Origin of the sequence: Fusobacterium sp. JB019, assembly GCA_030673965.1 — a bacterium.
In the GTDB taxonomy this organism is placed as follows: Bacteria; Fusobacteriota; Fusobacteriia; order Fusobacteriales; family Fusobacteriaceae; genus Fusobacterium_B.
On sequence record JAUTCN010000002.1, the window covers coordinates 1 to 23863 of the forward strand.

Genomic DNA, 23863 nt, shown 5'->3' on the forward strand with positions numbered 1-23863 from the left:
GTCCGTTATTTTACTATCTTCTGAAAATCTTTTTCCAGGAGCAGATACAACAGTTGCACTTATATTGCTATCCTTTAGTATAATATCTTTGACTTTTTTGAATTGTTTGGCATCAGCTAGAGAAGATCCACCAAATTTTGCGACTTTTATCATAAGTATTCTCCCTTTTTTGCTAAAATTGTAAAAAAAATTATGTTTTTTTCATAAAAACACTTGTATTTATTTGAAAAACATTATATCATAGCAAGTAATTAAATGCAATATACTTTGGAGGAAAAATTATGAAACCTAATTATGAGAGCACAAGAAACCAAAAAATTAAATGTTTAGCTTCTGAAGCTGTGGCAAAGGGAATAGCTTTAGATGGAGGATTATTTGTTAGAAATGACATTGAAGATTTAAAATTAAATTTGAAAGATTTATTAAATAAATCCTATATAGATATAGCTAAGGTTGTTTTATCCAAAATGTTGGATGATTACACTGAAGAGGAAATAGATGAGCTAGTTGAAAAAGCTTACAAGAATAAATTTTCAAATGAAGAGATAACTCCAGTTAAAAAAGTAGGGGAAGACTTTGTTGTGGAACTTTTCCACGGACCAACTTCAGCTTTTAAGGATATAGCTCTTTCATTATTACCACATTTATTAAAAAAATCACTAGAGAAAAATAATATAAAAGAAGAGGTGTTAATATTAACAGCTACTTCAGGAGATACGGGAAAAGCGGCTTTAGAGGGATTTAAAGATGTTCCTGGAATAAAAATATTAGTAATATATCCAAATGATGGAGTAAGTAAGGTTCAAGAAAAACAAATGAGATCTCAAGAGGGGTCAAACACTTTTGTTTATGCTATAAATGGAAATTTTGATGATGCTCAAAGTCAAGTGAAAAAATTATTTACAGATGATAATTTAAAAGAAGAATTATTAGAAAAGAAAGTTAGATTATCTTCAGCTAATTCAATTAATATAGGAAGATTAGTACCTCAAATGGTTTATTATTTCTATTCTTATATGAAACTTGTAAATTTAAAAGAAATTAATTTTGGAGATGAAATAAATTTCACAGTTCCAACAGGAAATTTTGGAGATATATTAGCAGGATATTATGCAAAACTTTTAGGTCTACCTATCAATAAATTGATTTGTGCATCTAATGAAAATAATGTTCTTTGTGACTTTATAAAAACAGGAAGTTATGATAAGAATAGAGAATTTTATAAAACAATTTCTCCTTCAATGGATATATTAATTTCAAGTAATTTAGAAAGATTGCTTTATCATATGAGTGGTAATGAAAATCATTATATTAATAACTTAATGGAAAGTCTTAAAAATAAAGGTAAGTATGAAATAAGCGGAGATGTAAAGGATAACATAAAGAAAATATTTAAAGGTGGATATTCCACAGATATAGAAACAAAAGCAGAGATAAAAAGAATTTATGAAAAATATTCATATGTTTTAGATCCTCATACAGCAGTAGCATTCAATGTTATGGAAAAAAATAGAGAAGAGGGTTATAAAAATGTAGTTTTAGCAACTGCAAGTCCATATAAATTTAGTAAATCTGTATACGAAGCAATATTTCAAGATGAAAAAGAATCAGATGCAATGGTTGACGAGTTTGAAATTATGGAAAAATTATATGAAAAAACAAAGGTTGAAATTCCTAGTAATCTAAGAAATTTAAAAGATAAGAAGGATATTCATACTTCTGTAATAGATAAGGATAAAATTAAAGATTGTTTCGAGGTGATATTATGATAAAGATAAAAGTTCCAGCAACTACTGCTAATATAGGACCAGGATTTGATTCTTTAGGATTAGCTTTTAAATTATATTCATATTTTTCATTTGAAGAAATAGAAGAGGGATTAGAGATTCTTGGATGTGAGGAAGAATATAGAAATAAAGAAAATCTTGTTTACACTTCTTTTAAAAAAACTTTGGATAAATTAGAAGTTTTCGTTAAGGGAGTTAGAATAAAAATAGAAAGTAATATTCCAGTTTCAAGAGGACTTGGAAGCAGCGCAGCTTGTATAATAGGTGGAGTTATGGGAGCAAATGAAATATGTGGTGGAAAACTTTCTAAGATGGAAATATTTAATATTTGTAATGAAATAGAAGGGCATCCTGATAATATTAGTCCAGCTATTTTTGGTGGATTAACAGCTTCTTTAGTTCATGACAATGTTCCTTATTTTACAAAATATAATATAAATGAAAATTTTTCATTTTGTGCAATGATACCAGGATTTAAGTTATCCACAGAGGAAGCTAGAAAAGTTTTGCCAAATATAGTATTATATAATCAAGCAACACATAATATTTCTAGAACCGCAGTTTTATTGAAGTCACTAGAAGATGGAAATAAAGATTTAATTAAGATAGCTCTAGAAGATAAAATTCATGAACCTTATAGAAAAAATCTCATAGATGAGTATAAGGAAGTTAGAGATATATGTGAAAGAAATCAAGTTATTGGATTTTTTATAAGTGGAGCAGGGCCAACTTTAATGGGAATTGTAGATGGTGATTTAAATAAGGAAAATTTAGAAAAGGAAATATCTAATTTGAAAAATCATTGGGCGATACAAAAATTAGATGTAGATTTACAAGGGGCTTTGGTTTTATAAAGGATGTAGAGGGGGAATTATGAAGGATAAATATTTAATAGTTAGTAAAAAAATACTTCCAGATTATTACGAAAAAGTTATTGAAGCTAGAAGAATGTTAGAATTAGGTAAGACAAAGAGTGTCAGTGAAGCAGTTAAAATGGTGGGAATAAGTAGGAGCACTTATTATAAATATAAGGATGATGTTTTTTTACCTTGTAACAGCACCCTAGGAAAAAAAGCTTTAGTTTCTTTAATGTTAGAACATAAAAGAGGAGTTTTATCAGAGGTTATTAATTATTTATCAACTGTAAACGGAAATATAATTACAATAAATCAAAATATGCCAATTAATAATTCTGCTTCTGTAATAATTTCTTTGGATATTTCAGATATAAATATACCAATTGAAGAAATTATTGTGGGACTAAAGGATATAAAAGATGTTATTTCTGCAAAATTAATATCTTTAGAATAAAAAAAAGCAGTAGCTTGTAAGCTACTGCTTTTTTATTTCTATTTTAAAGGTAGATCCTTTATTTTCTTCTGATAATACTGAAATTTCACCATCTAATTGTTCAACTAGAGTTTTAACTATGGAAAGACCAAGTCCAGTTCCACCTAGATTAGTAGTTCTAGCCTTATCAATCCTATAAAATCTATCAAATATCTTATTTAATTTATTTTTTGGAATTCCAATTCCGTTATCTGTTACATTAATACTATAGGTAGCATAGTTTTCCTTTATGGATATATTAACTTTTGGAATTTCAGATTTGTTATACACAATACTATTTTCTATAAGGTTTTTAAGTATTAAATCTAGTTTTTCAAAGTCACTGAAAATATCACTGATATTATCATGAAATTCAAATGAAACATTGGCATTCTTATTTAAAATGATCATATCCAAAGATTTTAAAACTGATTTTTTAAGATCTTCAAGGGAGAAAAGTTTTAAATTTGTTGATGGATAATTTTCAATTTTTGAAATATTTAAGAAATCAGAAATTATATTTTCTAATTTATTTACATTGTGATTAACAGTTTCTAAAAATTCAGATTTTAACTCATCAGGTGCATCTTCTAGAGCAATTAAATATCCCTTTATATTTGTCAAAGGAGTTTTTAATTCATGGCCCACATTATTAATGAATTTTTTTTGAAACTCTATTGTTTTTTTAGTTTTAGTTATATTTTTTATAGTAATAAGAAGTCTAGCTTCAGATTTTAGATTTTTTATGGAAACTATAAAATATTCCTTTATAGATGAAATATAAATTTCCTTTGATATATCTTTATTTTCTTTCAAACTTTCTTTTATGATGCTAACTATTTCAATGTGTTTAATAGCTTCTAAATATTTATATTTATCCTTTAAGACTAAATAATCTAAAGAATTATTCTTTATAATGAAGTTTCCATTGGCGTCAAGTAAACCAATGAAAGAATCCACAGATGTGATAACTGTATTTAAAATTTTTCTTTCAACATCTAAAGAATTAATATTTTCTAAATTAAATTTTTGCCATTCTTTTAAAATATTCCAAAATTCAAGAAGCCAAGCTTCATCCTTTAAAGTTTTTGAATTTAATTTTTCTCCGTCAATTAAAAAAGTTTTCATTTTATTTATTTTATTATAAAGATCTCTTTTAATATAATTTTTATAGAAAAAATGAATAGAATAATTTAAAATTAAGAAAAATATTATTAATAAAGAAGAAAATAATTTAAGTTGATATAACTGTTTACTATAATCTCCAGAAGTTCTAAGGATGTAAAAATCATTATTAATATTTTTAAATCTAAGGGCATAATAAGCATAGTTTAAGTCTAAAGTTTTACTTTTTCTAATTGCAAAACCTTCTCCTAAAGTAATGGCTTCCTTAATTTCTTCTCTGTCCCTATGATTATCCATAAAATGTTCATTATCTTTATTTTTAGAATCATATATTACAGTTCCTTTGTTATCTATAAGAGTAAATCTTATCTTAGATCTTTCAAAAAGATTAGTGTATTTTTCATAAGGATTTTTTTCTGCAATAGTTTTTATAAGTAAAGCGTCCTTTTGCAAATTTTGTTTCTCAATGTTTCTATAAAGGTTGGATAAAATTTCAGAATTAACAAAAACAAAAATAAGTTCTAAAAATAAAATTATTATTAATGTAACTATTTCTTTTCTTCTAATTTGTAACCAACTCCTTTTATAGTTTTTATGTATTTTGAAAAAGTAGGAAGTTTATCCCGAAGCTTGGAAATATAAACATCCACAGTTCTATCTCCAGGATAATAACTACTATTCCAAATTTTATCTAATATTTGTTCCCTTGTAATAACTAAATTTTTGTTTTGTATAAGAAAACTAAGTAAGTCATATTCTTTTTTTGAAAGTTCCACTTCCTTTTCTTCTGAAATAACAACATGTTCCTTTGATTTTATCATTATATCTTTGAAAATAATATTATCTTCTATATCTATGTTATTTTCCTTAAGAAGTTTTTTTGTTCTAAGTACTAATTCTCTAGGATCAAATGGTTTTTTTAGATAATCATCAGCTCCTATTTCAAGTCCTTGTAATACATCATCAATGTCAGTTTTAGCAGTGACCATTATTATTTTAGGATTTCCATATTCACCAGGAAGGGTTTTTATTATTTTTGTAAAGTTAGTCCCATCAATTCCAGGTATCATTAAATCAAGGATTATAGCATCGTAATGATTTTCCTTAAGAAACTTTAATCCATCTAGTCCATTTTCAGTTTTATCTACTTGAAAATTTTCTTTTTTTAAAAAATAATAAATTAATTTTTGTATTTCTAAGTCATCTTCAATAATTAGTATTCTCATAAAACTTCTCCTTGTGTTTTCTTGTATTATACCACAAAATTATAAACCTCTTGGTATAAATCCTTCATTTTTTACAATTTGTTGTCCATCATTTGAAGTTGCAAAATCAACAAGTTTTTCAATTGTTTCTTCTTTATCTGAATTTTTAGGAACATACCAATATACTTCTCTTGCTATAGGGTATGATTTATTAGAAACGTTTTTAACTGAAGGAGTAATTCCATCAACAGCTAAAGAATGAACAGTTTCATCCATATATCCCATTCCGATATAACCAATTGCATTTATATTGCTTTTAACTTCTTGTTTAATAGCTTGGTTAGAAGGGGCATATAAAGTTTTAGATCCATATTCTTTATTATTTTTCTTGTTTTCTCTTATAATATGTTCTTTGAAAAATTCGTGAGTTCCTGAAGAAGAATCTCTTGAAAGAACAACTATAGGGCTATCTGTTCCACCTATTTCTTTCCAGTTTGTGATTTCTCCTCTAAATATCTCTCCTAATTTTTTAGAACTAATATCTTTTACTTTATTATTATTGTTAACTATTATAGTTATTCCGTCGTATCCAAGAACAATTTCTTCAACTTTTATATTTCCTTCCTTTGCCTTTTCATATTCCTTACCTTTCATGCTTCTAGAGGCCATTGCTATATCAGTTGTTTTATTTAATAAAGATGATATTCCTACTCCAGAACCTCCTCCAGTAACTGCTATTTTTGTATCTGGATTTTTAGACATATATTTTTCTGCTATTCCTTGTGAAACATTAAGGATTGTATCAGATCCTTTTAATTCTATAATAGTTGATTTTTTACTTCCGCATCCTGTAAATAAAGCTCCAATAACTAAACAAATTCCTAATAAATTTCTCTTTTTTAATTTCATGTATTCCTCCTTAAAAATTTAAATGTAAAAAATTAATTAAACTTCACAATACCACTATAATATTTTCTTGTTAAATACATATGAAATTAATGTAAATTTTGTGTAAAAAAAAGTTAACATAAAATTTACACAAGATTAATATTAATTTAACAAGAAGAATATATAATGAATCTGATAATAAAATAAATTATTTGAGGTGAAAGAATGAAAAAAATAAGAAAGTTAAAAGATTTATTTATGAAAAAATTTCTTTTTAGCACAGGAATTTTAAATATTGGAATAATTTTTGCAATGTTTTTATTTATATTTATTAATGGAATGAAATTTTTTAAAGATTATAATGTTAAAGATTTTTTATTTGGAAAGAGTTGGATATCTCTATCTGGAAAATTTGGAATTTTACCATTACTGGTTGGAAGCTTTTGGGTTACTTTAATAGGAGTTATTATTTCAGTTCCCCTTGGAATATTAACAGCAATTTATATAGGAGAATATGCTCCTAAAAGGATTAAATCTGGAATGAAGATAATAATAGAAGTGATGTCAGCTATTCCTTCAGTTGTATTAGGTTTTATTGGATTATATATTTTAGCAGGACCTGTGAAAAGAATATTTTCTTTAAACAGTGGATTAACTGCTCTTACAGGGGGAGTTATGCTAGCTTTCATGGCTTTTCCAACAATAGTTTCAATGACAGAAGATGCATTGAATGCTCTAGATAGTTCTTATAAGGAAGCTTCTTTAGCTCTTGGAGCAAATAAAACAGAGACTATATTCAATGTTTTAGTTCCAGCAGCTTTTCCAGGAATTTTAGCAGGTATAATGCTTGGGTTTGGAAGAATAGTTGGAGAAACTTTAACAGTTTTAATGATTACAGGAAACGCTCCAATTCTAGCTAAAAGTCCTTTAAGTTCTGTAAGAACATTAACAGCTACAATAGCAGCTGAAATGGGAGAAGTAGTTCAAGGAAGTGCTCATTATCATTCTTTATTTGCAATTGGAATAATACTTTTTATAATTAGTTTTATCACAAATACCCTAGCAGAGCATTATGTTAGAAAATCAAGAAACTTAAAAAATTAAGGATAATTTTAAAAGAAGGAGAAAAAAATATGATAATAATAAAGGATAGGGGAGAAAAGATTTTTAAAGTTTTTATAAAAACGATAGGACTTTTATCAATTGTTCCAGTTATTTTAATTCTTTTGTTTATAACTATAAAGGGAATTTCAGGAATAAATTTTGATTTTATATTTAGTATGCCAACAGATGGTATGCGTAGTGGAGGTATATTTCCAGCAATTGTTGGAACGATTTATTTAACCTTTGGAACTATTTTATTTGCAGTTCCCTTTGGAATACTTACAGGAATATATTTAGTTGAATATGCTAAAGAAAGTTTTTTTAAAAGATTTATAAACTTAACTATTATAAATCTAGCAGGAATACCAAGTATAATTTATGGTCTTTTTGGAATGGCTTTATTTGTAGTATTTTTAAATTTTGGATCATCAATATTAGCGGGATCTTTAACTCTTGGGATAATGTGTTTACCTGTTATTATAACAGCAGTAAGGGAAGCTTTGTTAAATGTTCCAAATAGTTTAAGGGAAGCTTCTCTAGCTCTTGGTGCAACTAAGTGGGAGACAACTATTAAAGTAGTTCTTCCAGCAGCTCTTCCTGGAATATTAACAGGGATAATTCTAAGTGTTTCTAGGGCAGCTGGAGAAACGGCTCCGATTATGTTTACAGCAGCAGCTTTTTATTTTCCATTTTTGCCAAGTGGAATATTTGATAAGGTAATGGCTCTTCCATATCACTTATTTGTAATATCAACTCAAGTTCCTAATATGCCAATTTCAAATATGTATGGAACTTTATTTGTACTTGTGTTTATAACTGTTGGCTTTAATTTGTTAGGTGCTTTTATAAGAAGAATTTATAAGAATAAAGGAGAATAATCATGGATAGAATAAAAATAGAAGATTTTAATTTTTATTATGGGAAATTTCAAGCAATAAAAAATATAAATATGAATATAAAGGATAAAAAGGTAACAGCTTTGATTGGTCCATCAGGATGCGGGAAATCAACATTTTTAAGATCAATCAATAGAATGAATGATCTTATTTTAGATATTAAATATGAGGGTAAGATTTCTTTAGATGGAAAGGATGTTCTTGATAAAAACTATAATGTTACAGAACTTAGAAAAAAAGTAGGAATGGTATTTCAAAAACCAAATCCATTTCCAAAAAGTATATATGAAAATATAACTTACGCTCCAATTCTTCACGGGGAAAAGGATACGAAGGTTTTAGATGAAATTGTTGAAAATTCTTTAAAGGCAGTTGCTTTATGGGATGAGGTAAAAGATAAACTACATGAATCAGCCTTAAGATTATCAGGAGGGCAACAGCAAAGATTATGTATAGCAAGAGCAATATCAGTTAATCCAGAAATATTACTTATGGATGAACCAACATCAGCTCTAGATCCAATATCAACAACAAGGATAGAAGAATTAATTAGAAAATTATCAAAGGACTATACTATTGTAATTGTTACTCATAATATGCAACAAGCTTCAAGAATCTCAGAATATACAGGATTTTTCTATCAAGGAAATTTAGAAGAATTTGATAAAACAGAAATAATTTTTACAGCACCAAATAATAAAAAGACAGAGGATTATATTACTGGAAAATTTGGGTAAGATACTAAAAAGATGAAAAAATTAGGAGGAAACATGAGAAATTTAGAAGAGAGTTTAAAGGGATTGAATGAACATTATTTAGAGATGTTGAAAAATTTAAATAGAATGTTAGATGTGAATATTGAAATGGTGGAAGAGGGAAGTAATATCAGTAGTTTATATGGAGAATGTCTTGTTATTGAAGATATAATAAATGCTTTTGAAGTTAACTTAAAAGAAAATTCAATAATAGCCATAGCTAGATTTCAACCTGCAGCTAAAAATTTAAGAGAACTTGTGATGCTTATAGATGGTGGAAGATTAGTTGAAAGAATGGGAGATATTTTAAAGAAAAATATCAAGATATTAAAGGAAATTAATGAAGAGTCTCCAGAGTTAGCTAAAATTTTAAATAAAAGGTTGCTTTCCTATATAAAACAAATTAAAGATGTTTATGAAGTATATATTTCTTCTTTTATAAACGGTCAAGAATCTCTTTTGTATGAATTGATAGTTTCTGATGAAAAGATAAATCAAGAGGCAAATAGGATAATTCTAGAAATGGAAGAATGTATGAAAGAAGATGATGAAAAAATTCATCATTTAGTAAAAGGAATAATACTTACTAAAAAATATGAAAGATTTGCAGATCATATTATTCATTTGGTTGTGGATTTAGTCTATATTTTAAAGGGAGAGAATTTAAGGAAAAAAGAATTATTAGAAAATGAAGTTTTTGATGTCAGTAGATAATAATAAAACCAGGGGTGTCTAACACTCCTGGTTTGTTATTAAAGTAATAAAACTATGATTATTCTAAAATTATAAATAATTCTTTATCTAGTATTCTAAAAACAAAACTTTCAGTTATAAATAAAGTAACTTCTCTGCTTGTGTGAGTTTGATAACCTATTGAAAAATCATTTCCTATGGATAATTCAAAGTTTTCATTTTTATGAGGAATTAAAATAGTTTTTGGAGTAAATTTACTAACTATAACTTCTCCCTTTATAAGTTCTTTTATTCTTTTTATAAGAGGGATATGGCTATCTATAGAATTTAATTTAATCCATGTGTCGTAATTAACAATTAAATCTAATTTATCAGAAATATATTTATCCTTTAAAATTATTACAGCTTTAGATATGCTTTCTAAAATTTCTTTAGGAGTTTCCCCTATCTTCATAGGAGGATTTTCACAAGAATTTATAAGTCCTTCCACATTATCTAATCCATTATAGATTAAATCTTCTTCAAATTTAGCAGCTTTAAATATAGCTTTATCAAGATTTGTTAAGTTGATGTTGTTATCACCTCTACTGATATTATCAAGTTCCCATCTATTTAAAGTAAAATTGAATCTAGTTTCAATTAAAGGTAAGACATCGTAAACTCCATATTCCATATCTTCTACTTTTTTTAAATTTATCTTTCCAGTTGGAATACTTTTTAAATCTCCTACATTTTTAATGGACATAACTTTTCTAGCAGAAATAATTTTCACTAAAATTTCTTTAGTTCTTTCATTTAAAACTTCCCAAGCTTCATTTGATATTGGAGCCATGTTTTTATTTAGATTATTCATAAATACTCTCCTTTACTTTAAAAAAATATCATCAGAATCATCTTTTTCTTCTGTAATATTTTTATCGGTATTTTCTTCTAAATCTAAAAGAGATCCTTCAGTAAATAAATAGTCTGCAGATTCCTTTGCAAATGCAGGCATATTTCTTCTTAACCATTCAAAAAGCATTACAGCATGTTCTGTCTCCTCATCTCTATTATGTTCTAAAATAGCTTTTAATTCAGGATCTTCACATACATCAGCTCTTTGATTGTACCAATCAATAGCTTCAACTTCTTCTTTTAAGCTGTTAAGAGCTCTGCTTTGATCTTTAACTTTAGCGCTCAAATTAGCTTCATGATATTGTGACATATTTATCTACCTCCTTGTTAATAAATAACTAGTATCTACTTTAAATATACGACTAAAATCTTTTAATGTCAACCCTTATCAGCTTAATTTATAACTCTTTATATTTGTAAATCTTTTTATAAATGGCATGCTAGCTAGGCTAGTTGCAAAATCTGCAAAGGGAAGATTTAACCAAACACCATCAAGACTTAAAATATCAGGGAAAAACATAAATGCAACACATCCAAATCCAAAACTTCTAGCTACTGAAAGTACAACTGATATAAGTGGTTGATTGATAGCTTGAAGGTAAGCTATGTTGACACAATTAAATCCAAGAAAAGATATTGCCACTGAATATAATATGAAACCTCTAGTGCATGCTGCTATCATTTCAGGATCCTTTGTGAAAATTCTAATTATATTATCAGAAAAAGTAAAAACACTGACTAAAGATATAACTGAAATAATAAAAGTAAATTTATGTGCAATTTTAAAAGATTCCTTTATTTTATCTAATTTTTGTTTTCCGTAATTATAACTAATAATTGGCTGACCTGCTTGAGCTAAACCTAAGAATAACATTCTATAAAACATAAAAGCGTAGGCCACAATACTATAGGCTGCAGCAGCAAAAACACCACCTATTCTCATAAATTCGATATTTAATAAAATAGAAATAACTCCAACTGAAAATTCCAACATAAAAGAAGGAAAACCAATTAAAATTATTGAGAAAATTAAATTAAAATCTATTTTTTTAAATTCTATTTTAAAAGTAGAATTAATAAAATGAGTGAAAAGATAAAGAGCTGAGACAATTTGACTTATTGCTGTAGCAGTAGCTCCCCCTTCAATACCCATATTAAATTTGAAAATAAAAATATAGTCTAAGATTATATTTGTAATTGCTCCAATTATAGTTGAAGTCATAGCTTTTTTAGGATTACCGTCATTTCTAACCACTGCATTTAGTGAAGAAGATAGCATCAGGAAAAAAGCTGCTGTTGTACAAGGATATAAATACCCTTTAATTAAAGGGAGAATTTCATCATTTCCTCCTAAAAAATAAATTAATGGATTTGTGAATTTAAATACTAAAAGAGCAATTAGTAAATAAATAACTAAATTCAAAAAAATAATATGAGTGAAGCATTTGTTTTGGTATTTAATATCTCCTTTTTTAAAAGCAATTAAAGTAGCTCCACCTATCCCAAGCATAAAACTAACAGAGGTTCCTAAAGTTAAGACAGGATATCCGATGTTAACCGCTGCCATAGCAGTACTTCCAACTCCTCTAGCGATAAAAATTCCATCTATAATAGTGTATAGTGAAATCACCAACATACTTACTATAGAAGGGATAGCAAATTTAATAAAAAGAGAAAAAATAGAGTCTCTCTCTAAATCAATTTTTGTAGTCATTTTGCATCCATTTCCTTTCAAATTAATTACTAGCTAGATAATATTACATCAAAAAAAATTTTTTGCAATAGTTTTTTTATAATTTTTTTAATATCTTTTATAAAGCTTTGAAAAATAAAAGATTATAAATGGATTTAAAAATAGAAATTTCATTTTTAGAAAAAAAGATTTTTAAAATGAACATAAAATTAGAAATTATAATAATTGTGTAAAAAAAACAGGGATTTAAACAAAAATTTAAACAAAAATAATTAAACAAATAAATAAAACAAAAAAAGGTTGCAATTTACATATTACTTGTGTTAATATGTACAAAATTAAATAATTTCAATGTGAGGGGATGGTTTATATGAAAAAAGTAATAATTTTAGTGATAGCAAGTTTGTTTATGTTTGGATGTGGAAAAAAACAAGAGAAAATAAATATAGGAATAACTCAAATAATAGAGCATCCAGCTTTAGATGCGGCCACTGAAGGTTTTAAAGAAGCTTTAGCAGATGGAGGCTATACAGAAGATAAAGTAAATATAGAAGTACAAAATGCTCAAGGAGATTTTGGAGTGGCTCAAACAATAGCTTCTTCATTTGTTCAAGATAAAAAAGATTTGATTTTAGCTGTATCAACACCATCAGCTCAATCAGTATTTAATGTTACAAAAGAGATTCCTCTTTTAATAACAGCAGTAACAGATCCAGTTGCAGTAGGTTTAGTTGGAGATAATATAACAGGAACAAGTGATATGGCTCCAATTGATAAACAAATTCAATTAATGAAAGCATTACTTCCAAATGCTAAGAGAATAGGTTTCTTGTATAATACAAGTGAAGAAAATTCAAGAGTGTTTTTAAAGAAGATGAAAGAAATAGCAGAGCCACAAGGATTTGAGATAGTGGAAAAGGGAGTTACTAATATAAATGAAGTTGGACAAGCAATAGATGTACTATTAGATGAAATAGATGTATTGTATACTCCAAGTGATAATGTTGTAACTGCATCTATGAGTTTAATATCAAATAGAGCAGAAGGAAAAAATATTCCTGTGATAACATCTGACGGAGCACAATTTGAAGCAGGAGCTTTAGCAACAGAAGCAATTGACTTTAAAAAATTAGGATATCAAACAGGAAAAATGGCAGTAAGAGTATTAAATGGTGAGAAACCAAGTGACATGCCAATAGAAACTTTAAAGGATACTGAGCTAATGATAAATGAAGAAATGGCTAAAAAATTTAACGTAATTATTCCAAAAGAACTAAAAAATAAATTAAATTAATGATATATACGAACAAGAAAATAGAAATTTTTAAAAAAAATTCATTGAAAATAAAGGCTTTATGAAAAAAAATCCTTGAAATAGAGAACAAAAGAATAAAAAAATTGTTATCTATAAATAAATACTTAATAGTGATATCATTATCTCATATAAAAACAAATCTTTAGGAGATGATGAATATGAAAATAATTAAGAAAAATATAAAAAAGATAGGAATGACTTTACTAGGTTTAATGTTTTTAGTTGGATGTGGAAAGGAAAAAGCTAAAGAAACTAAAAAGATAAATATAGGAATAACACAAATAATAGAACATGCAGCTTTAGATGCTGTTGCTGAAGGTTTTAAAGAAGCTTTAGCAGATGGAGGATATACAGCAGATAAAGTAAATATAGAAATGCAAAATGCTCAAGGGGATTTTGGAGTAGCTCAAACAATAGCTTCTTCATATGTACAAGATAAAAAAGATTTAGTCTTAGCAATATCTACTCCTTCAGCTCAAGCAATGTATAATGCTACAAAGGAGATACCAGTATTAATTTCAGCAGTAACTTCTCCAGAAGCTGTAGGATTAACAGGAGATAATATAACAGGAACAAGTGATATGGCTCCAGTTGATAAACAAGTTCAATTAATGAAAAAATTATTACCAGAATCAAAAACAATAGGAGTTGTTTATAATACAAGTGAAGAAAATTCTCAAGTTTTAGTTAAAAAGTTAAAAATTGAAGGTGAAAAATATGGTTATAAAGTTATAGAAAAGGGTATAACTAATATAAATGAAATTGGACAAGCTTTAGATGTTTTACTAAAGGATATAGATGTACTTTATACACCAACAGATAATTTAGTTGTTGCAGCAACACCTTTAGTATTAGCTAAAGCAAATGAAGAAAATGTTCCAGTTATAGGTTGCATAAAAGACCAAGTTGAAAAAGGAGCATTAGCAACAGAAACATTAGATTATAAACAATTAGGTTATCAAACAGGAGAGATAGCAATAAGAGTATTAAATGGAGAAGATCCTAAAGATATTCCAGTTGAAACACAAAAAGATACGAAATTATTAATAAACAAAGAAGCAGTAAGTAGATTAAATATTAATTTACCACAAGAACTTAAAGATAGAGCAGAAATGATGTAAAGGTAAAGGGGGAAAAGGGATGTTAGTTGGTACTTTAGAACAGAGTTTGATATTTGCAATAATGGTTATGGGGGTATATATATCTTTTAGGATATTAGACTTTCCTGATATGACAGTTGACGGAAGTTTTCCCCTAGGTGCATCAATAGTTGCTAGTTGTCTAGTAAAAGGAGTTAATCCAGTTTTAGCTTTAATTTTAGCTGTAATTGGTGGTAGTATAGCAGGATTTATAACAGGGTATATAAATGTTAAATATAAAATAGCAAATTTACTTGCAGGAATAATTGTAATGACAGGACTATACAGTATTAATATAAAAATAATGGGAAGATCAAACATTTCATTATTCACAGTAAATCATTTGTTTACTTTAAATATTAATAAATTATTATTAATTGGAATCATAGTTGTTCTTTGTAAATTAGCTTTAGATTTCCTATTTAAAACAAAATTTGGTTTCATACTAAAAGCTTTGGGAGATAATGAAACTTTAGTTGAAACTTTGGGAGTGAATAAAAACAAATTAAAAATATATGGACTAGTTATTTCCAATGGAATAGTTGCTTTGTCAGGTGGATTATATGCACAGTATCAAGGCTTTGCAGATGTTGGAATGGGAACTGGAACAATCGTAACAGGACTAGCTTCTATAATAATAGGAGAAACGATTATAAAAAATAGAAGAAAGTTTGCTTTAACAACTACTGTTATAGTAGGAACTATTATTTATAAGATTATAATAACTTTAGCTTTAAAGATTGGATTCAATGCAAGTGATTTAAAATTAATATCAGCTATTATAGTAGTTGTTATCTTAGCTTTAAAGAATAATAAAGTATTGAAAAAAGGGGGGATTAAAAATGCTTAAATTAAATTCTATAACAAAAACATTTACATCGGAGTTAGGGACTGAAAAGAAGGTTTTCAATAACTTAAATTTAGAAGTGAATAAAGGTGAATTTATAACAGTAATAGGAAGTAATGGAGCTGGAAAATCAACTCTTTTAAATTTAATAATGGGTAGTATAGAGCCAGATCAAGGTAAGGTTTCTTTAGAAGAAAAAGATATTACAAATTTGAAATTCTATAAGAAAAATACTTTCATATCTAAGGTTTATCAAGATCCTAAAGTGGGAACTGCACCATCTATGACTGTTTTTGAAAATCTTTCAATGGCAGATAATAAAGGAAAAAGATTTAATTTCACTATGGGTTTAAATCATAAAAGAAAATCTATATATAAAAATCTTTTAAAAGAATTAGATTTAGGAATAGAAAATCAATTAGATACAGAAGTTGGGTTATTATCAGGAGGACAAAGACAGTGTTTAGCTCTATTAATGGTAACTTTAAATAAACCAAAATTATTACTTTTAGATGAGCATACAGCAGCTTTAGATCCAAAAACTTCTAAAATAATATTAGATAAAACTGATGAAATTGTTAGAAAAAATAATATAACAGCTATGATGATAACTCATAATTTGGAAGATGCAATTACTTATGGAGACAGACTGATAATGCTTCATGAGGGGAAAATAATTTTAAATGTTTCTGGAAAAGAGAAGAAAAATTTAACTACAGAAAAATTATTAGAAAAATTCCAAAATGCAAAGGGCCAAATAGATGACAAAAGTGTGTTTGCAGCATAAGTCTAATAAACAAAAAAAAATATAAAGCAATCTTATGAAAATAAGGTTGCTTTTTTTTGTTTTTAGAGAAAAATGATAAAAAAATGATAAAAATTTTATTAGGGTTAATAAAAAAATTATATAAGCTCAAGCTTTGGTAAATAAAGGCTTAGGCAGGGGTGAGTGATAAAAAAGCTATCACTAGTGATAAAAAAATTATTGACAAATCTGATAAAAAAAGGTATTCTTTTATTATGAAAGTTACAAAAATCAACATAGAGTTAAAAAAGAGGTGAATTATGTCTAAAGCGGAACAGATTTTAAACAAATATATGATTATAGGAGAATTCATTTCTAAATGTTTTGGAGAGAACGTTGAAGTTATCCTACATGATTTAAGAGATATTGATCACTCAGGTGTAAAAATATTTAATAATTACGTAAGTGGTAGAAGTGATGGTGCTCCAATGACTGAGTTTGGTCTTAATTTACTTGAAAGTGAAATATTTAAAAATGAAGATTTTGTTATGAATTATAAAGGTGTCACTGGAGGGAAAATTTTAAGATCATCAACTTTATTTATAAAGGATGATAAAGAGAATCTTTTAGGTATGCTTTGTGTGAATGTAGATATTACTAAATATCTTACAATGAGTAAAGAATTAAATGATTTAGCTTATTATGGAATAAAGAAAGAGGATATAGATAAGCCTACCATGGTTGCAGATTTTCCAAAATCAGTAAAAGAAATGATAAATGCTTCTCTTTCTAGTTATTTAACAAAAAATGGTTATGATTGGCAAAGACTTAATAAAGAAGAAAAATTAAATGTAATAAAAAAATTAAATAGTAAAGGAATATTTAATTTAAGAGGTGGAATTTCAGAAGTTTCAGAATCTTTAAAAATTTCAGAACCTACAATATATAGATATTTAAATATTGTAAAAAAAATGGAAAGCTAAAAAATTTGTTAGGCTGCTGTGGTCTATAGAATTTATATAGAAAAGATAGTAAAGGAGACGAAAGGATGAAAGACGTAGTAGAAATTAGATGGCATGGTAGAGGTGGACAAGGAGCAAAAACTGCATCACTTCTTTTAGCAGATTCTGCTTTTAGTACTGGTATGTATGTTCAAGGATTCCCTGAGTACGGTCCTGAAAGAATGGGTGCGCCGATTACAGCGTATAACCGTATATCGAAAGAAAGAGTTAGAGTTCATTCTAACATTTACGAACCTGAGTTTGTAGTTGTAGTAGATGAAACTTTACTTTCTAGTGTTGATGTTACAAAAGGATTACAAGAAAAAGGAGCAATAGTAATTAATTCAGCTAAATCTCCTGAAGAAATTAAACCTTTATTAAAAGGATATAAAGGAAGAGTTTATACTTGCGATGCAAGAGAAATCTCTGAAGAATGTTTAGGAAAAAATTTCCCAAATACTCCAATGTTAGGTGCCATAGTAAAAGTTAGTGGTGTTATTGACGAGGCTCAATTTATAGAATCAATGGAAGATTCTTTTAAACACAAATTTGCAACTAAACCAGAAGTGCTTAAAGGAAATATGGAAGCTTTAGTACGTTCTATGAAAGAGGTGAAAGAATAGGATGAAAAATAAAAAAGGTGTAGCTATAGAAGAAACAATGTCTTGGAAAGACATAACTCCAGGTGGAATAGTTTATGAAGCAGGAAGTGCAAGACACTTTAAAACAGGTGACTGGAGATCAATGAGACCAGTATTTGTTGCTGATAAATGTAAACAATGTTTATTATGTGCTCCAGTTTGTCCAGATTCTTCAATTCCAGTAAAAGATGGAAAAAGAGAAGATTTTGACTACGATCATTGTAAGGGTTGTGGAATTTGTTATGAAGTATGTCCATTTGGGGCAATCGAATTTGTTAAAGAATAGAGTTGGGAGGAAAAATTAATGAGTATAAAAGAAAGAATGTCAGGTAATGAAGCCATAGCAATAGCTATGAGACAAATAAATCCAGATGTAATGCCAGCTTTCCCTATTACACCATCAACTGAGATACCTCAATATTTCTCACAATTTGTTGCTAATGGAAAAGTGGATACTGAATTTATTCCAGTTGAATCAGAACATAGTGCTATGTCAGCAGCAATTGGTGCTGAAGCAGCAGGAGCAAGAACATTTAGTGCTACTTCATCTTGTGGATTAGCTTTAATGTGGGAAATGCTATATGTAGCAGCTTCATCAAGATTACCAATAACTTTAGCTTGTGTAAACAGAGCTTTATCAGGTCCAATAAATATCAATGCAGATCATAGTGATTCTATGGGTGCAAGAGATGCAGGTTGGATTCAAATATATAGTGAAACAAATCAAGAAGCTTATGATAACTTTATTCAAGCTGTTATAATTGGAGAAGATCCAGAAGTTCAATTACCAGTAATGGTTTGTCAAGATGGATTTATTACTTCTCACGCAGTTGAAAATATTGAATTATTAGAAGATAAAGTAGTTAAAGATTTCGTAGGAGAATATGAGCCAGAAGATTACTTATTAAATGCAGCTAGACCAATAGCTCATGGACCTTATGATATTGAAAAATATTATATAGAACATAAGAGATTACAAGCTCAAGGAATGATCAATGCTAAAGAAGTTATTTTAAAAGTAGCTGAAAAATTTGAAAAAATTTCTGGAAGAAAATACGGATTATTTGAAGAATATAAATTAGATGATGCAGAAGTAGCAGTTGTAGTTATAAACTCAACAGCTGGTACAGCAAAAGAAGCAGTTGATGAATTAAGAGCTGAAGGTAAAAAAGTAGGAGTGTTAAAAATTAGAGTATTTAGACCATTCCCAATGAAAGAAATTGCTGATGCCCTTAAGCATTTAGATATGGTAGCAGTTATGGATAAATCAGAAGGATTCTCAGCTTGTGGAGGACCAGTTTTCGCAGAAACTAGATCAGCTTTATATGATGTAGTAAATGCTCCAAAAATAGTAAACTATGTTTATGGTTTAGGAGGAAGAGACGTAACTGTTAATCACATAAGAGGAATTTTTGAAACTTTACTAGCTGAAAAAGATAGTAAAGAGGCTTTGGAAACATACAGATATCTAGGTGTAAGAGAATAGGAGGAAATTCAATGGCATATAATTTTAAAGAAGTAATGAATAAGCCTGAAAGACTAACTGGTGGACAAAGAATGTGTGCTGGTTGTGGAGGACCAATCGCGGTTAGAACAGTCTTAAGAGCATTAAAACCAGAAGATCACGCAGTTATATGTAGTGCTACAAGTTGTTTAGAAGTATCTACATTCTTATATCCATATACAGCTTGGACTGATTCATTTATTCACTCAGCATTTGAAAATGCAGCAGCTACAATAAGTGGAGTAGAAACAGCTTATAAAGTATTAAAGAAAAAAGGTAAAGTTAAAGAAAACTTTAAATTTATCGCCTTTGGTGGAGACGGTGGAACATATGATATCGGATTCCAATCATTATCAGGAGCAATGGAAAGAGGACATGACATGGTTTATGTATGTTATGACAATGGAGCTTACATGAATACAGGTATTCAAAGATCTTCAGCAACTCCTCATTTTGCTGATACAACTACAACTCCAGCTGGATCAGTAATTCCAGGAAAAATTCAAGTTCAAAAAGATTTAGGTGCTATAATAGCTGCTCATAATGTAGCTTATGTTGGGCAATCTACATTCTTAGGAAACATGAAAGATTTATATGAAAAAGCTGAAAAAGCAATATATACAGAAGGAGCATCTTACTTATCAGTAATGGCACCATGTCCAAGAGGATGGAGATATAGTGCAGAAAAAATAATGGAAATTTGTAAAGCAGCAGTTGAAACTTGCTACTGGCCATTATATGAAGTTATCGATGGAGAATGGAAACTTTCATATAAACCTAAAAAGAAACTTCCAGTTACAGAATTCTTAAAAACTCAAGGTAGATTTAAACATCTATTCAAAAAAGGAAATGAGCACATGTTAGAACAATTCCAAAAAGAAGTTGATCTAAGATGGGAAAGATTATTAAAAAGATGTGGAGAAGAATTATAATAAAATAAATAAAAATAATAAGAACAGTAAGAACAATTAAATAAAATATGAACATGATACGCGGTAATCTTTAAAGAATAATAAATTTGTCTTTTTGTAGGGAAAAAACAAATAAAGTAGTGCAGGCCTCCTCTATAGGGGGCCATAACTGCTAAGGGAGGAAGTATGGAGGAGAAAAAAAGTAGTTTTTTAGGATTAGTACCATTTTTAGTTTTCATATTGATATATTTAGGAACTGGGATTACTTTAAATTTAAAAGGTGTTCCAATGGCATTTTATCAATTGCCAGCACCAGTAGCTATATTTGTAGGTGTAATTGTAGCGTTTTTAATATTTAAAGGTAAATTAACAGAGAAGTTTGATTGTTTTCTTAAAGGATGTGGAGATCAGGACATTCTAATTATGTGTATAATCTATTTATTGGCAGGAGGATTCGCAGCAGTTTCTAAAGCCATGGGCGGAGTAGATTCTACAGTAAACTTTGGATTGACTTATATCCCGCCTCAATTTATTGCAGCTGGATTATTTATAATTGCAGCTTTTATTTCCACAGCAACAGGAACATCAGTAGGATCAATAGTTGCACTAGGACCTATAGGTGTAGGACTTGCAGAAAAAAGTGGAGTTCCAATGGCCTTTGTTATGGCAGCTTTAATAGGTGGAGCAATGTTTGGTGATAATTTATCAGTTATATCAGATACTACCATTGCTGCAACAAGAACACAAGGTGTTGAAATGAGAGATAAATTTAGAGTAAACTTAGTAATAGCAGGAATAGCTGCAATTATTACTTTAGTTTTATTAGTAGTGTTTGGAAAACCAGAAATGGTTCCAGAAGTGCAAGAATATTCTTATAATATAATTAAAATAGTTCCTTATATTTTAGTTTTAGGATTATCCCTTGCAGGAATAAATGTATTCGTAGTACTTACTTTAGGAATAGTAGTTTCAGGAATAATAGGATTTTCTTTTGGAGAATTCACATTACTTGCTTATGCTGGAGAAATTTATAATGGTTTCAAAGGTATGAACGAAATATTCTTACTATCTTTATTAACAGGAGGACTTGCAGCCTTGGTTAGAAGAGCTGGAGGAGTTCATTGGTTAATAGATCAAGCATCAAAAATGATGACAGGAAAGAAAAGTGCTACATTAGGAATAGGAATGTTAGTAGGATTAATAGATGTAGCTGTAGCAAATAATACAGTTGCAATTATCATTAGTGGACCAATTGCCAAGAATATTAGTGATAAGTATGAAATAGACCCTAGAAAAACTGCTACAATACTTGATATATTTTCTTGTGTAGGACAAGGAGTAATACCATACGGGGCTCAAATGTTAATTCTTTTGAGTTTTACAAATGGAGCTATCAGTTTCTTAGATGTGTTCCCATTATTATGGTACCAAGGACTATTATTAGTTCTTACTCTAGTTTCAATATATATTCCATTTGCAGATATGTATATTAAAAAACATCCTTGGGATTTTGAAGCAGGTAAGGCAGAATAGTTATAAAATTGTAGAAGAGTTTTTAGTTATAAAATCACATTTGTTTAAGAGAAAAGAGAGAAATTTCCCATTCTCTCTTTTTTCTTTTGTCCAAAAACATTGATAAAAAAATAAAACTATATTATACTATAGGCAAAACTAGACATATTAAAATAAGAGTTAAGGAGAAAAAATGATAAAATTAATAGCTACAGATATGGACGGAACTTTGCTTAATGATGAAAAGCAAATAGATAATAAATTTTGGAATATTCATGAGAAATTAACAGAAAAAGGAATACATTTTTTAATAGCAAGTGGAAGACAATATTATAATATTTTTGAATATGTAAAACATTTAAAAGCAAATATTATAATTCTTGCAGAAAATGGTTCTATTATAATGGAAGATGGGAAGGAATTATTTTCAAAATGTTTACCAAAGGAAGATGCAATAAAACTTATTGAGGTTGGAAGAAATATTCCAACAGGTCATTTAATCTTCTGTGGTAAGAAGAAAGCTTATATAGAAAATACAGATCCTGAATTTATAACTGAATTAGAAAAATATTATAAAAAATATGAAATTGTAGAGGATATTACTAAGGTTGATGATGAGGCTTTGAAAATAACTATTTGTGATTTAACAGGAGCAGAAAAAAATACTTATCCTTATTATAAAGATTATTATGATAAGTATAAGGTAGCTATTTCTGGTGAAATATGGGTAGATGTAGTTGATAAAGATATAAACAAGGGAGTAGCTTTAGAAATCTTGCAAGAAAAATTAGGAATAAAGAAAGCTGAAACAATGGTTTTTGGAGATTATTTAAATGATTATGAATTAATGCAACAAGGAGATTATAGTTTTGCTATGGAAAATGCTCATCCAGAATTAAAAGCTATTGCAAAATATAGTGGTGGAGATAATAATGATGCAGGAGTAGTAAAAACAATAGAAGAATATATTTTTAATAAAAAAATATAATAGATAAATTAAAAAAGGAAGCGAATGCTTCCTTTTTTTAGTCTATGTATAATACTCCTTCTGCAACTATGTGGACTAATCCAGTTAAGTACACAGAGGAGATAATATTATCACTTTGATGAACGTTTATTTTTAAAGTTCCTCCAGGTTGGTGGACATCAACTTCAACATTTTTTTTTAAAAGATAGGATTTAATAATTCCTACAGCTGTTGAACCAGATCCGCATCCTCTTTCCCAAACTAAACTATTAGTTTCTTTTACATAAACAAGAGGAGTTATGAACATGGATTCACTATCTAAAAACATAATTCCAATAGCTTCAAAATTATCTAACTTGGATTCTTTTAAAAATTCTTGAAAGAATTCTTTTCTATCTTTTTCATAAACACCTTCAACTACATAATGAGCTATTCCAGGAAACTTTACAATATATCCTGAGTAGACTTTGTTTTTAAAGGAAAGATCAAATTTTTCAATGCTTTCATGAAGAGCCATTTTTATTTTAGCTTCATAAGTTTTACTATTTCCTTTGGATATAACTTCACATGAAATATCCTCATTAGAACCTGAAACTTCAAACTTTACTAAATGTCTATCTCCAACATTTCTAACAGTATGGTGATTTCTATTTACAAGGACTGCTGCAAGAGCGCAACTTGCATTGCAACAAAATTCACCACCCATCATATATAATTTGATTCCAATTCTTTCATCATTTTTTTGTGACTTTTCTAAAAAACCAACTTGTTCTGCATGAATATTATTATAATTCATAATCTTATTTGCAATTTCTATATATTTACTTCTTGGTAATGGATCTAATACTAGTACTGTCATATTTTCTGTAGGATTTATTTTTATAAAATTTAATTTCATACATCCTCCTGAGA

Annotated in this window: 25 protein-coding genes; 18 read left to right on the forward strand and 7 right to left on the reverse strand. The window is 28.1% G+C overall.

Going from position 1 to position 23863, the window contains the following annotated elements:
* The first annotated feature begins 281 nt into the window (after positions 1–281).
* The 3 genes from thrC to Q7K47_00255 are packed head-to-tail and all read left to right on the forward strand — an operon-like array spanning position 282 to position 3098.
* On the forward strand, positions 282–1769 hold the full coding sequence (gene thrC / locus Q7K47_00245; protein ID MDP0505630.1) for a threonine synthase: 1488 nt from the start codon (positions 282–284) through the stop codon (positions 1767–1769).
* Complete coding sequence (gene thrB / locus Q7K47_00250) at positions 1766–2641, forward strand: homoserine kinase (protein MDP0505631.1); 876 nt, start codon at positions 1766–1768, stop codon at positions 2639–2641. The genes thrC and thrB overlap by 4 nt, the downstream gene beginning before the upstream one ends.
* A gap of 19 nt (positions 2642–2660) precedes the next feature.
* Complete coding sequence (locus Q7K47_00255; GenBank protein MDP0505632.1) at positions 2661–3098, forward strand: ACT domain-containing protein; 438 nt, start codon at positions 2661–2663, stop codon at positions 3096–3098.
* A gap of 21 nt (positions 3099–3119) precedes the next feature.
* Here the strand turns inward: Q7K47_00255 and Q7K47_00260 are convergent, their stop codons facing one another.
* The 3 genes from Q7K47_00260 to Q7K47_00270 form a co-directional block, all read right to left on the reverse strand.
* Complete coding sequence (locus tag Q7K47_00260) at positions 3120–4694, reverse strand: ATP-binding protein (protein MDP0505633.1); 1575 nt, start codon at positions 4692–4694, stop codon at positions 3120–3122.
* 95 nt (positions 4695–4789) lie between these two features.
* Entirely contained in the window at positions 4790–5467 is a 678-nt protein-coding gene (locus tag Q7K47_00265) for a response regulator transcription factor (GenBank protein MDP0505634.1), read from the reverse strand.
* 39 nt (positions 5468–5506) lie between these two features.
* Positions 5507–6355: a PstS family phosphate ABC transporter substrate-binding protein gene (locus Q7K47_00270; GenBank protein MDP0505635.1), complete on the reverse strand. Its 849-nt coding sequence runs from the start codon at positions 6353–6355 to the stop codon at positions 5507–5509.
* Positions 6356–6559: 204 nt separating this feature from the next.
* Between Q7K47_00270 and pstC the strand changes: the two genes are divergently transcribed.
* From pstC to Q7K47_00290, 4 genes are read left to right on the forward strand one after another with little or no spacing between them, the layout of a single operon-like run.
* A complete protein-coding gene (pstC, locus tag Q7K47_00275) occupies positions 6560–7438 on the forward strand; it encodes a phosphate ABC transporter permease subunit PstC (protein ID MDP0505636.1) in 879 nt (292 codons plus the stop codon).
* 29 nt (positions 7439–7467) lie between these two features.
* On the forward strand, positions 7468–8316 hold the full coding sequence (pstA, locus tag Q7K47_00280; GenBank protein ID MDP0505637.1) for a phosphate ABC transporter permease PstA: 849 nt from the start codon (positions 7468–7470) through the stop codon (positions 8314–8316).
* Positions 8316–9071, forward strand: coding sequence for a phosphate ABC transporter ATP-binding protein PstB (gene pstB, locus Q7K47_00285; GenBank protein ID MDP0505638.1), 756 nt, complete (start codon positions 8316–8318; stop codon positions 9069–9071). The genes pstA and pstB overlap by 1 nt, the downstream gene beginning before the upstream one ends.
* A 33-nt stretch (positions 9072–9104) precedes the next feature.
* Positions 9105–9803 carry a hypothetical protein gene (locus tag Q7K47_00290; protein ID MDP0505639.1) on the forward strand — a complete coding sequence of 233 codons (699 nt, stop codon included), beginning with the start codon at positions 9105–9107 and terminating at the stop codon, positions 9801–9803.
* A gap of 58 nt (positions 9804–9861) precedes the next feature.
* Here the strand turns inward: Q7K47_00290 and Q7K47_00295 are convergent, their stop codons facing one another.
* The 3 genes from Q7K47_00295 to Q7K47_00305 form a co-directional block, all read right to left on the reverse strand.
* Positions 9862–10635: a family 1 encapsulin nanocompartment shell protein gene (locus Q7K47_00295; GenBank protein ID MDP0505640.1), complete on the reverse strand. Its 774-nt coding sequence runs from the start codon at positions 10633–10635 to the stop codon at positions 9862–9864.
* Positions 10636–10647: 12 nt separating this feature from the next.
* Positions 10648–10986 (reverse strand): ferritin, encoded by a 339-nt coding sequence (locus Q7K47_00300; GenBank protein MDP0505641.1) that lies wholly within the window; start codon positions 10984–10986, stop codon positions 10648–10650.
* Between the two features lie 78 nt (positions 10987–11064).
* Complete coding sequence (locus Q7K47_00305; protein MDP0505642.1) at positions 11065–12390, reverse strand: MATE family efflux transporter; 1326 nt, start codon at positions 12388–12390, stop codon at positions 11065–11067.
* Positions 12391–12739: 349 nt separating this feature from the next.
* Between Q7K47_00305 and Q7K47_00310 the strand changes: the two genes are divergently transcribed.
* The 11 genes from Q7K47_00310 (at position 12740) to Q7K47_00360 (ending at position 22972) form a co-directional block, all read left to right on the forward strand.
* Positions 12740–13663 (forward strand): ABC transporter substrate-binding protein, encoded by a 924-nt coding sequence (locus Q7K47_00310; GenBank protein ID MDP0505643.1) that lies wholly within the window; start codon positions 12740–12742, stop codon positions 13661–13663.
* A 200-nt stretch (positions 13664–13863) separates the two neighbouring features.
* A complete protein-coding gene (locus Q7K47_00315; protein MDP0505644.1) occupies positions 13864–14805 on the forward strand; it encodes an ABC transporter substrate-binding protein in 942 nt (313 codons plus the stop codon).
* A 19-nt stretch (positions 14806–14824) separates the two neighbouring features.
* A complete protein-coding gene (locus Q7K47_00320; protein ID MDP0505645.1) occupies positions 14825–15673 on the forward strand; it encodes an ABC transporter permease in 849 nt (282 codons plus the stop codon).
* Positions 15666–16457 (forward strand): ATP-binding cassette domain-containing protein, encoded by a 792-nt coding sequence (locus Q7K47_00325; GenBank protein ID MDP0505646.1) that lies wholly within the window; start codon positions 15666–15668, stop codon positions 16455–16457. The genes Q7K47_00320 and Q7K47_00325 overlap by 8 nt, the downstream gene beginning before the upstream one ends.
* A gap of 278 nt (positions 16458–16735) precedes the next feature.
* Positions 16736–17398, forward strand: coding sequence for a PAS domain-containing protein (locus Q7K47_00330; protein MDP0505647.1), 663 nt, complete (start codon positions 16736–16738; stop codon positions 17396–17398).
* A 65-nt stretch (positions 17399–17463) separates the two neighbouring features.
* The gene (locus tag Q7K47_00335) at positions 17464–18039 is read left to right on the forward strand and encodes a 2-oxoacid:acceptor oxidoreductase family protein (GenBank protein ID MDP0505648.1); all 576 of its coding nucleotides are present in this window, start codon (positions 17464–17466) and stop codon (positions 18037–18039) included.
* A gap of 1 nt (position 18040) precedes the next feature.
* Entirely contained in the window at positions 18041–18343 is a 303-nt protein-coding gene (locus tag Q7K47_00340) for a 4Fe-4S binding protein (protein MDP0505649.1), read from the forward strand.
* A gap of 18 nt (positions 18344–18361) precedes the next feature.
* Positions 18362–19543: a pyruvate ferredoxin oxidoreductase gene (porA, locus tag Q7K47_00345; GenBank protein ID MDP0505650.1), complete on the forward strand. Its 1182-nt coding sequence runs from the start codon at positions 18362–18364 to the stop codon at positions 19541–19543.
* Positions 19544–19554: 11 nt separating this feature from the next.
* Positions 19555–20493 carry a thiamine pyrophosphate-dependent enzyme gene (locus tag Q7K47_00350; protein MDP0505651.1) on the forward strand — a complete coding sequence of 313 codons (939 nt, stop codon included), beginning with the start codon at positions 19555–19557 and terminating at the stop codon, positions 20491–20493.
* Between the two features lie 165 nt (positions 20494–20658).
* Positions 20659–22005 carry a Na+/H+ antiporter NhaC family protein gene (locus tag Q7K47_00355; GenBank protein ID MDP0505652.1) on the forward strand — a complete coding sequence of 449 codons (1347 nt, stop codon included), beginning with the start codon at positions 20659–20661 and terminating at the stop codon, positions 22003–22005.
* Positions 22006–22177: 172 nt separating this feature from the next.
* Positions 22178–22972 (forward strand): HAD family hydrolase, encoded by a 795-nt coding sequence (locus Q7K47_00360; GenBank protein MDP0505653.1) that lies wholly within the window; start codon positions 22178–22180, stop codon positions 22970–22972.
* Between the two features lie 37 nt (positions 22973–23009).
* On the opposite strand, the gene Q7K47_00365 is transcribed toward Q7K47_00360, so the two are convergent.
* On the reverse strand, positions 23010–23849 hold the full coding sequence (locus Q7K47_00365) for a hypothetical protein (GenBank protein MDP0505654.1): 840 nt from the start codon (positions 23847–23849) through the stop codon (positions 23010–23012).
* Positions 23850–23863 lie beyond the last annotated feature (14 nt).

Coding starts and splice junctions, on each gene's coding strand:
- thrC (MDP0505630.1), top strand. CDS start 282: ATGAAACCTAATTATGAGAGCACAAGAAACCAAAAAATTAAATGTTTA.
- thrB (MDP0505631.1), top strand. CDS start 1,766: ATGATAAAGATAAAAGTTCCAGCAACTACTGCTAATATAGGACCAGGA.
- Q7K47_00255 (MDP0505632.1), top strand. CDS start 2,661: ATGAAGGATAAATATTTAATAGTTAGTAAAAAAATACTTCCAGATTAT.
- Q7K47_00265 (MDP0505634.1), bottom strand. CDS start 5,467: ATGAGAATACTAATTATTGAAGATGACTTAGAAATACAAAAATTAATT.
- Q7K47_00270 (MDP0505635.1), bottom strand. CDS start 6,355: ATGAAATTAAAAAAGAGAAATTTATTAGGAATTTGTTTAGTTATTGGA.
- pstC (MDP0505636.1), top strand. CDS start 6,560: ATGAAAAAAATAAGAAAGTTAAAAGATTTATTTATGAAAAAATTTCTT.
- pstA (MDP0505637.1), top strand. CDS start 7,468: ATGATAATAATAAAGGATAGGGGAGAAAAGATTTTTAAAGTTTTTATA.
- Q7K47_00290 (MDP0505639.1), top strand. CDS start 9,105: ATGAGAAATTTAGAAGAGAGTTTAAAGGGATTGAATGAACATTATTTA.
- Q7K47_00295 (MDP0505640.1), bottom strand. CDS start 10,635: ATGAATAATCTAAATAAAAACATGGCTCCAATATCAAATGAAGCTTGG.
- Q7K47_00300 (MDP0505641.1), bottom strand. CDS start 10,986: ATGTCACAATATCATGAAGCTAATTTGAGCGCTAAAGTTAAAGATCAA.
- Q7K47_00305 (MDP0505642.1), bottom strand. CDS start 12,390: ATGACTACAAAAATTGATTTAGAGAGAGACTCTATTTTTTCTCTTTTT.
- Q7K47_00310 (MDP0505643.1), top strand. CDS start 12,740: ATGAAAAAAGTAATAATTTTAGTGATAGCAAGTTTGTTTATGTTTGGA.
- Q7K47_00320 (MDP0505645.1), top strand. CDS start 14,825: ATGTTAGTTGGTACTTTAGAACAGAGTTTGATATTTGCAATAATGGTT.
- Q7K47_00325 (MDP0505646.1), top strand. CDS start 15,666: ATGCTTAAATTAAATTCTATAACAAAAACATTTACATCGGAGTTAGGG.
- Q7K47_00330 (MDP0505647.1), top strand. CDS start 16,736: ATGTCTAAAGCGGAACAGATTTTAAACAAATATATGATTATAGGAGAA.
- Q7K47_00335 (MDP0505648.1), top strand. CDS start 17,464: ATGAAAGACGTAGTAGAAATTAGATGGCATGGTAGAGGTGGACAAGGA.
- Q7K47_00340 (MDP0505649.1), top strand. CDS start 18,041: ATGAAAAATAAAAAAGGTGTAGCTATAGAAGAAACAATGTCTTGGAAA.
- porA (MDP0505650.1), top strand. CDS start 18,362: ATGAGTATAAAAGAAAGAATGTCAGGTAATGAAGCCATAGCAATAGCT.
- Q7K47_00350 (MDP0505651.1), top strand. CDS start 19,555: ATGGCATATAATTTTAAAGAAGTAATGAATAAGCCTGAAAGACTAACT.
- Q7K47_00355 (MDP0505652.1), top strand. CDS start 20,659: ATGGAGGAGAAAAAAAGTAGTTTTTTAGGATTAGTACCATTTTTAGTT.
- Q7K47_00360 (MDP0505653.1), top strand. CDS start 22,178: ATGATAAAATTAATAGCTACAGATATGGACGGAACTTTGCTTAATGAT.
- Q7K47_00365 (MDP0505654.1), bottom strand. CDS start 23,849: ATGAAATTAAATTTTATAAAAATAAATCCTACAGAAAATATGACAGTA.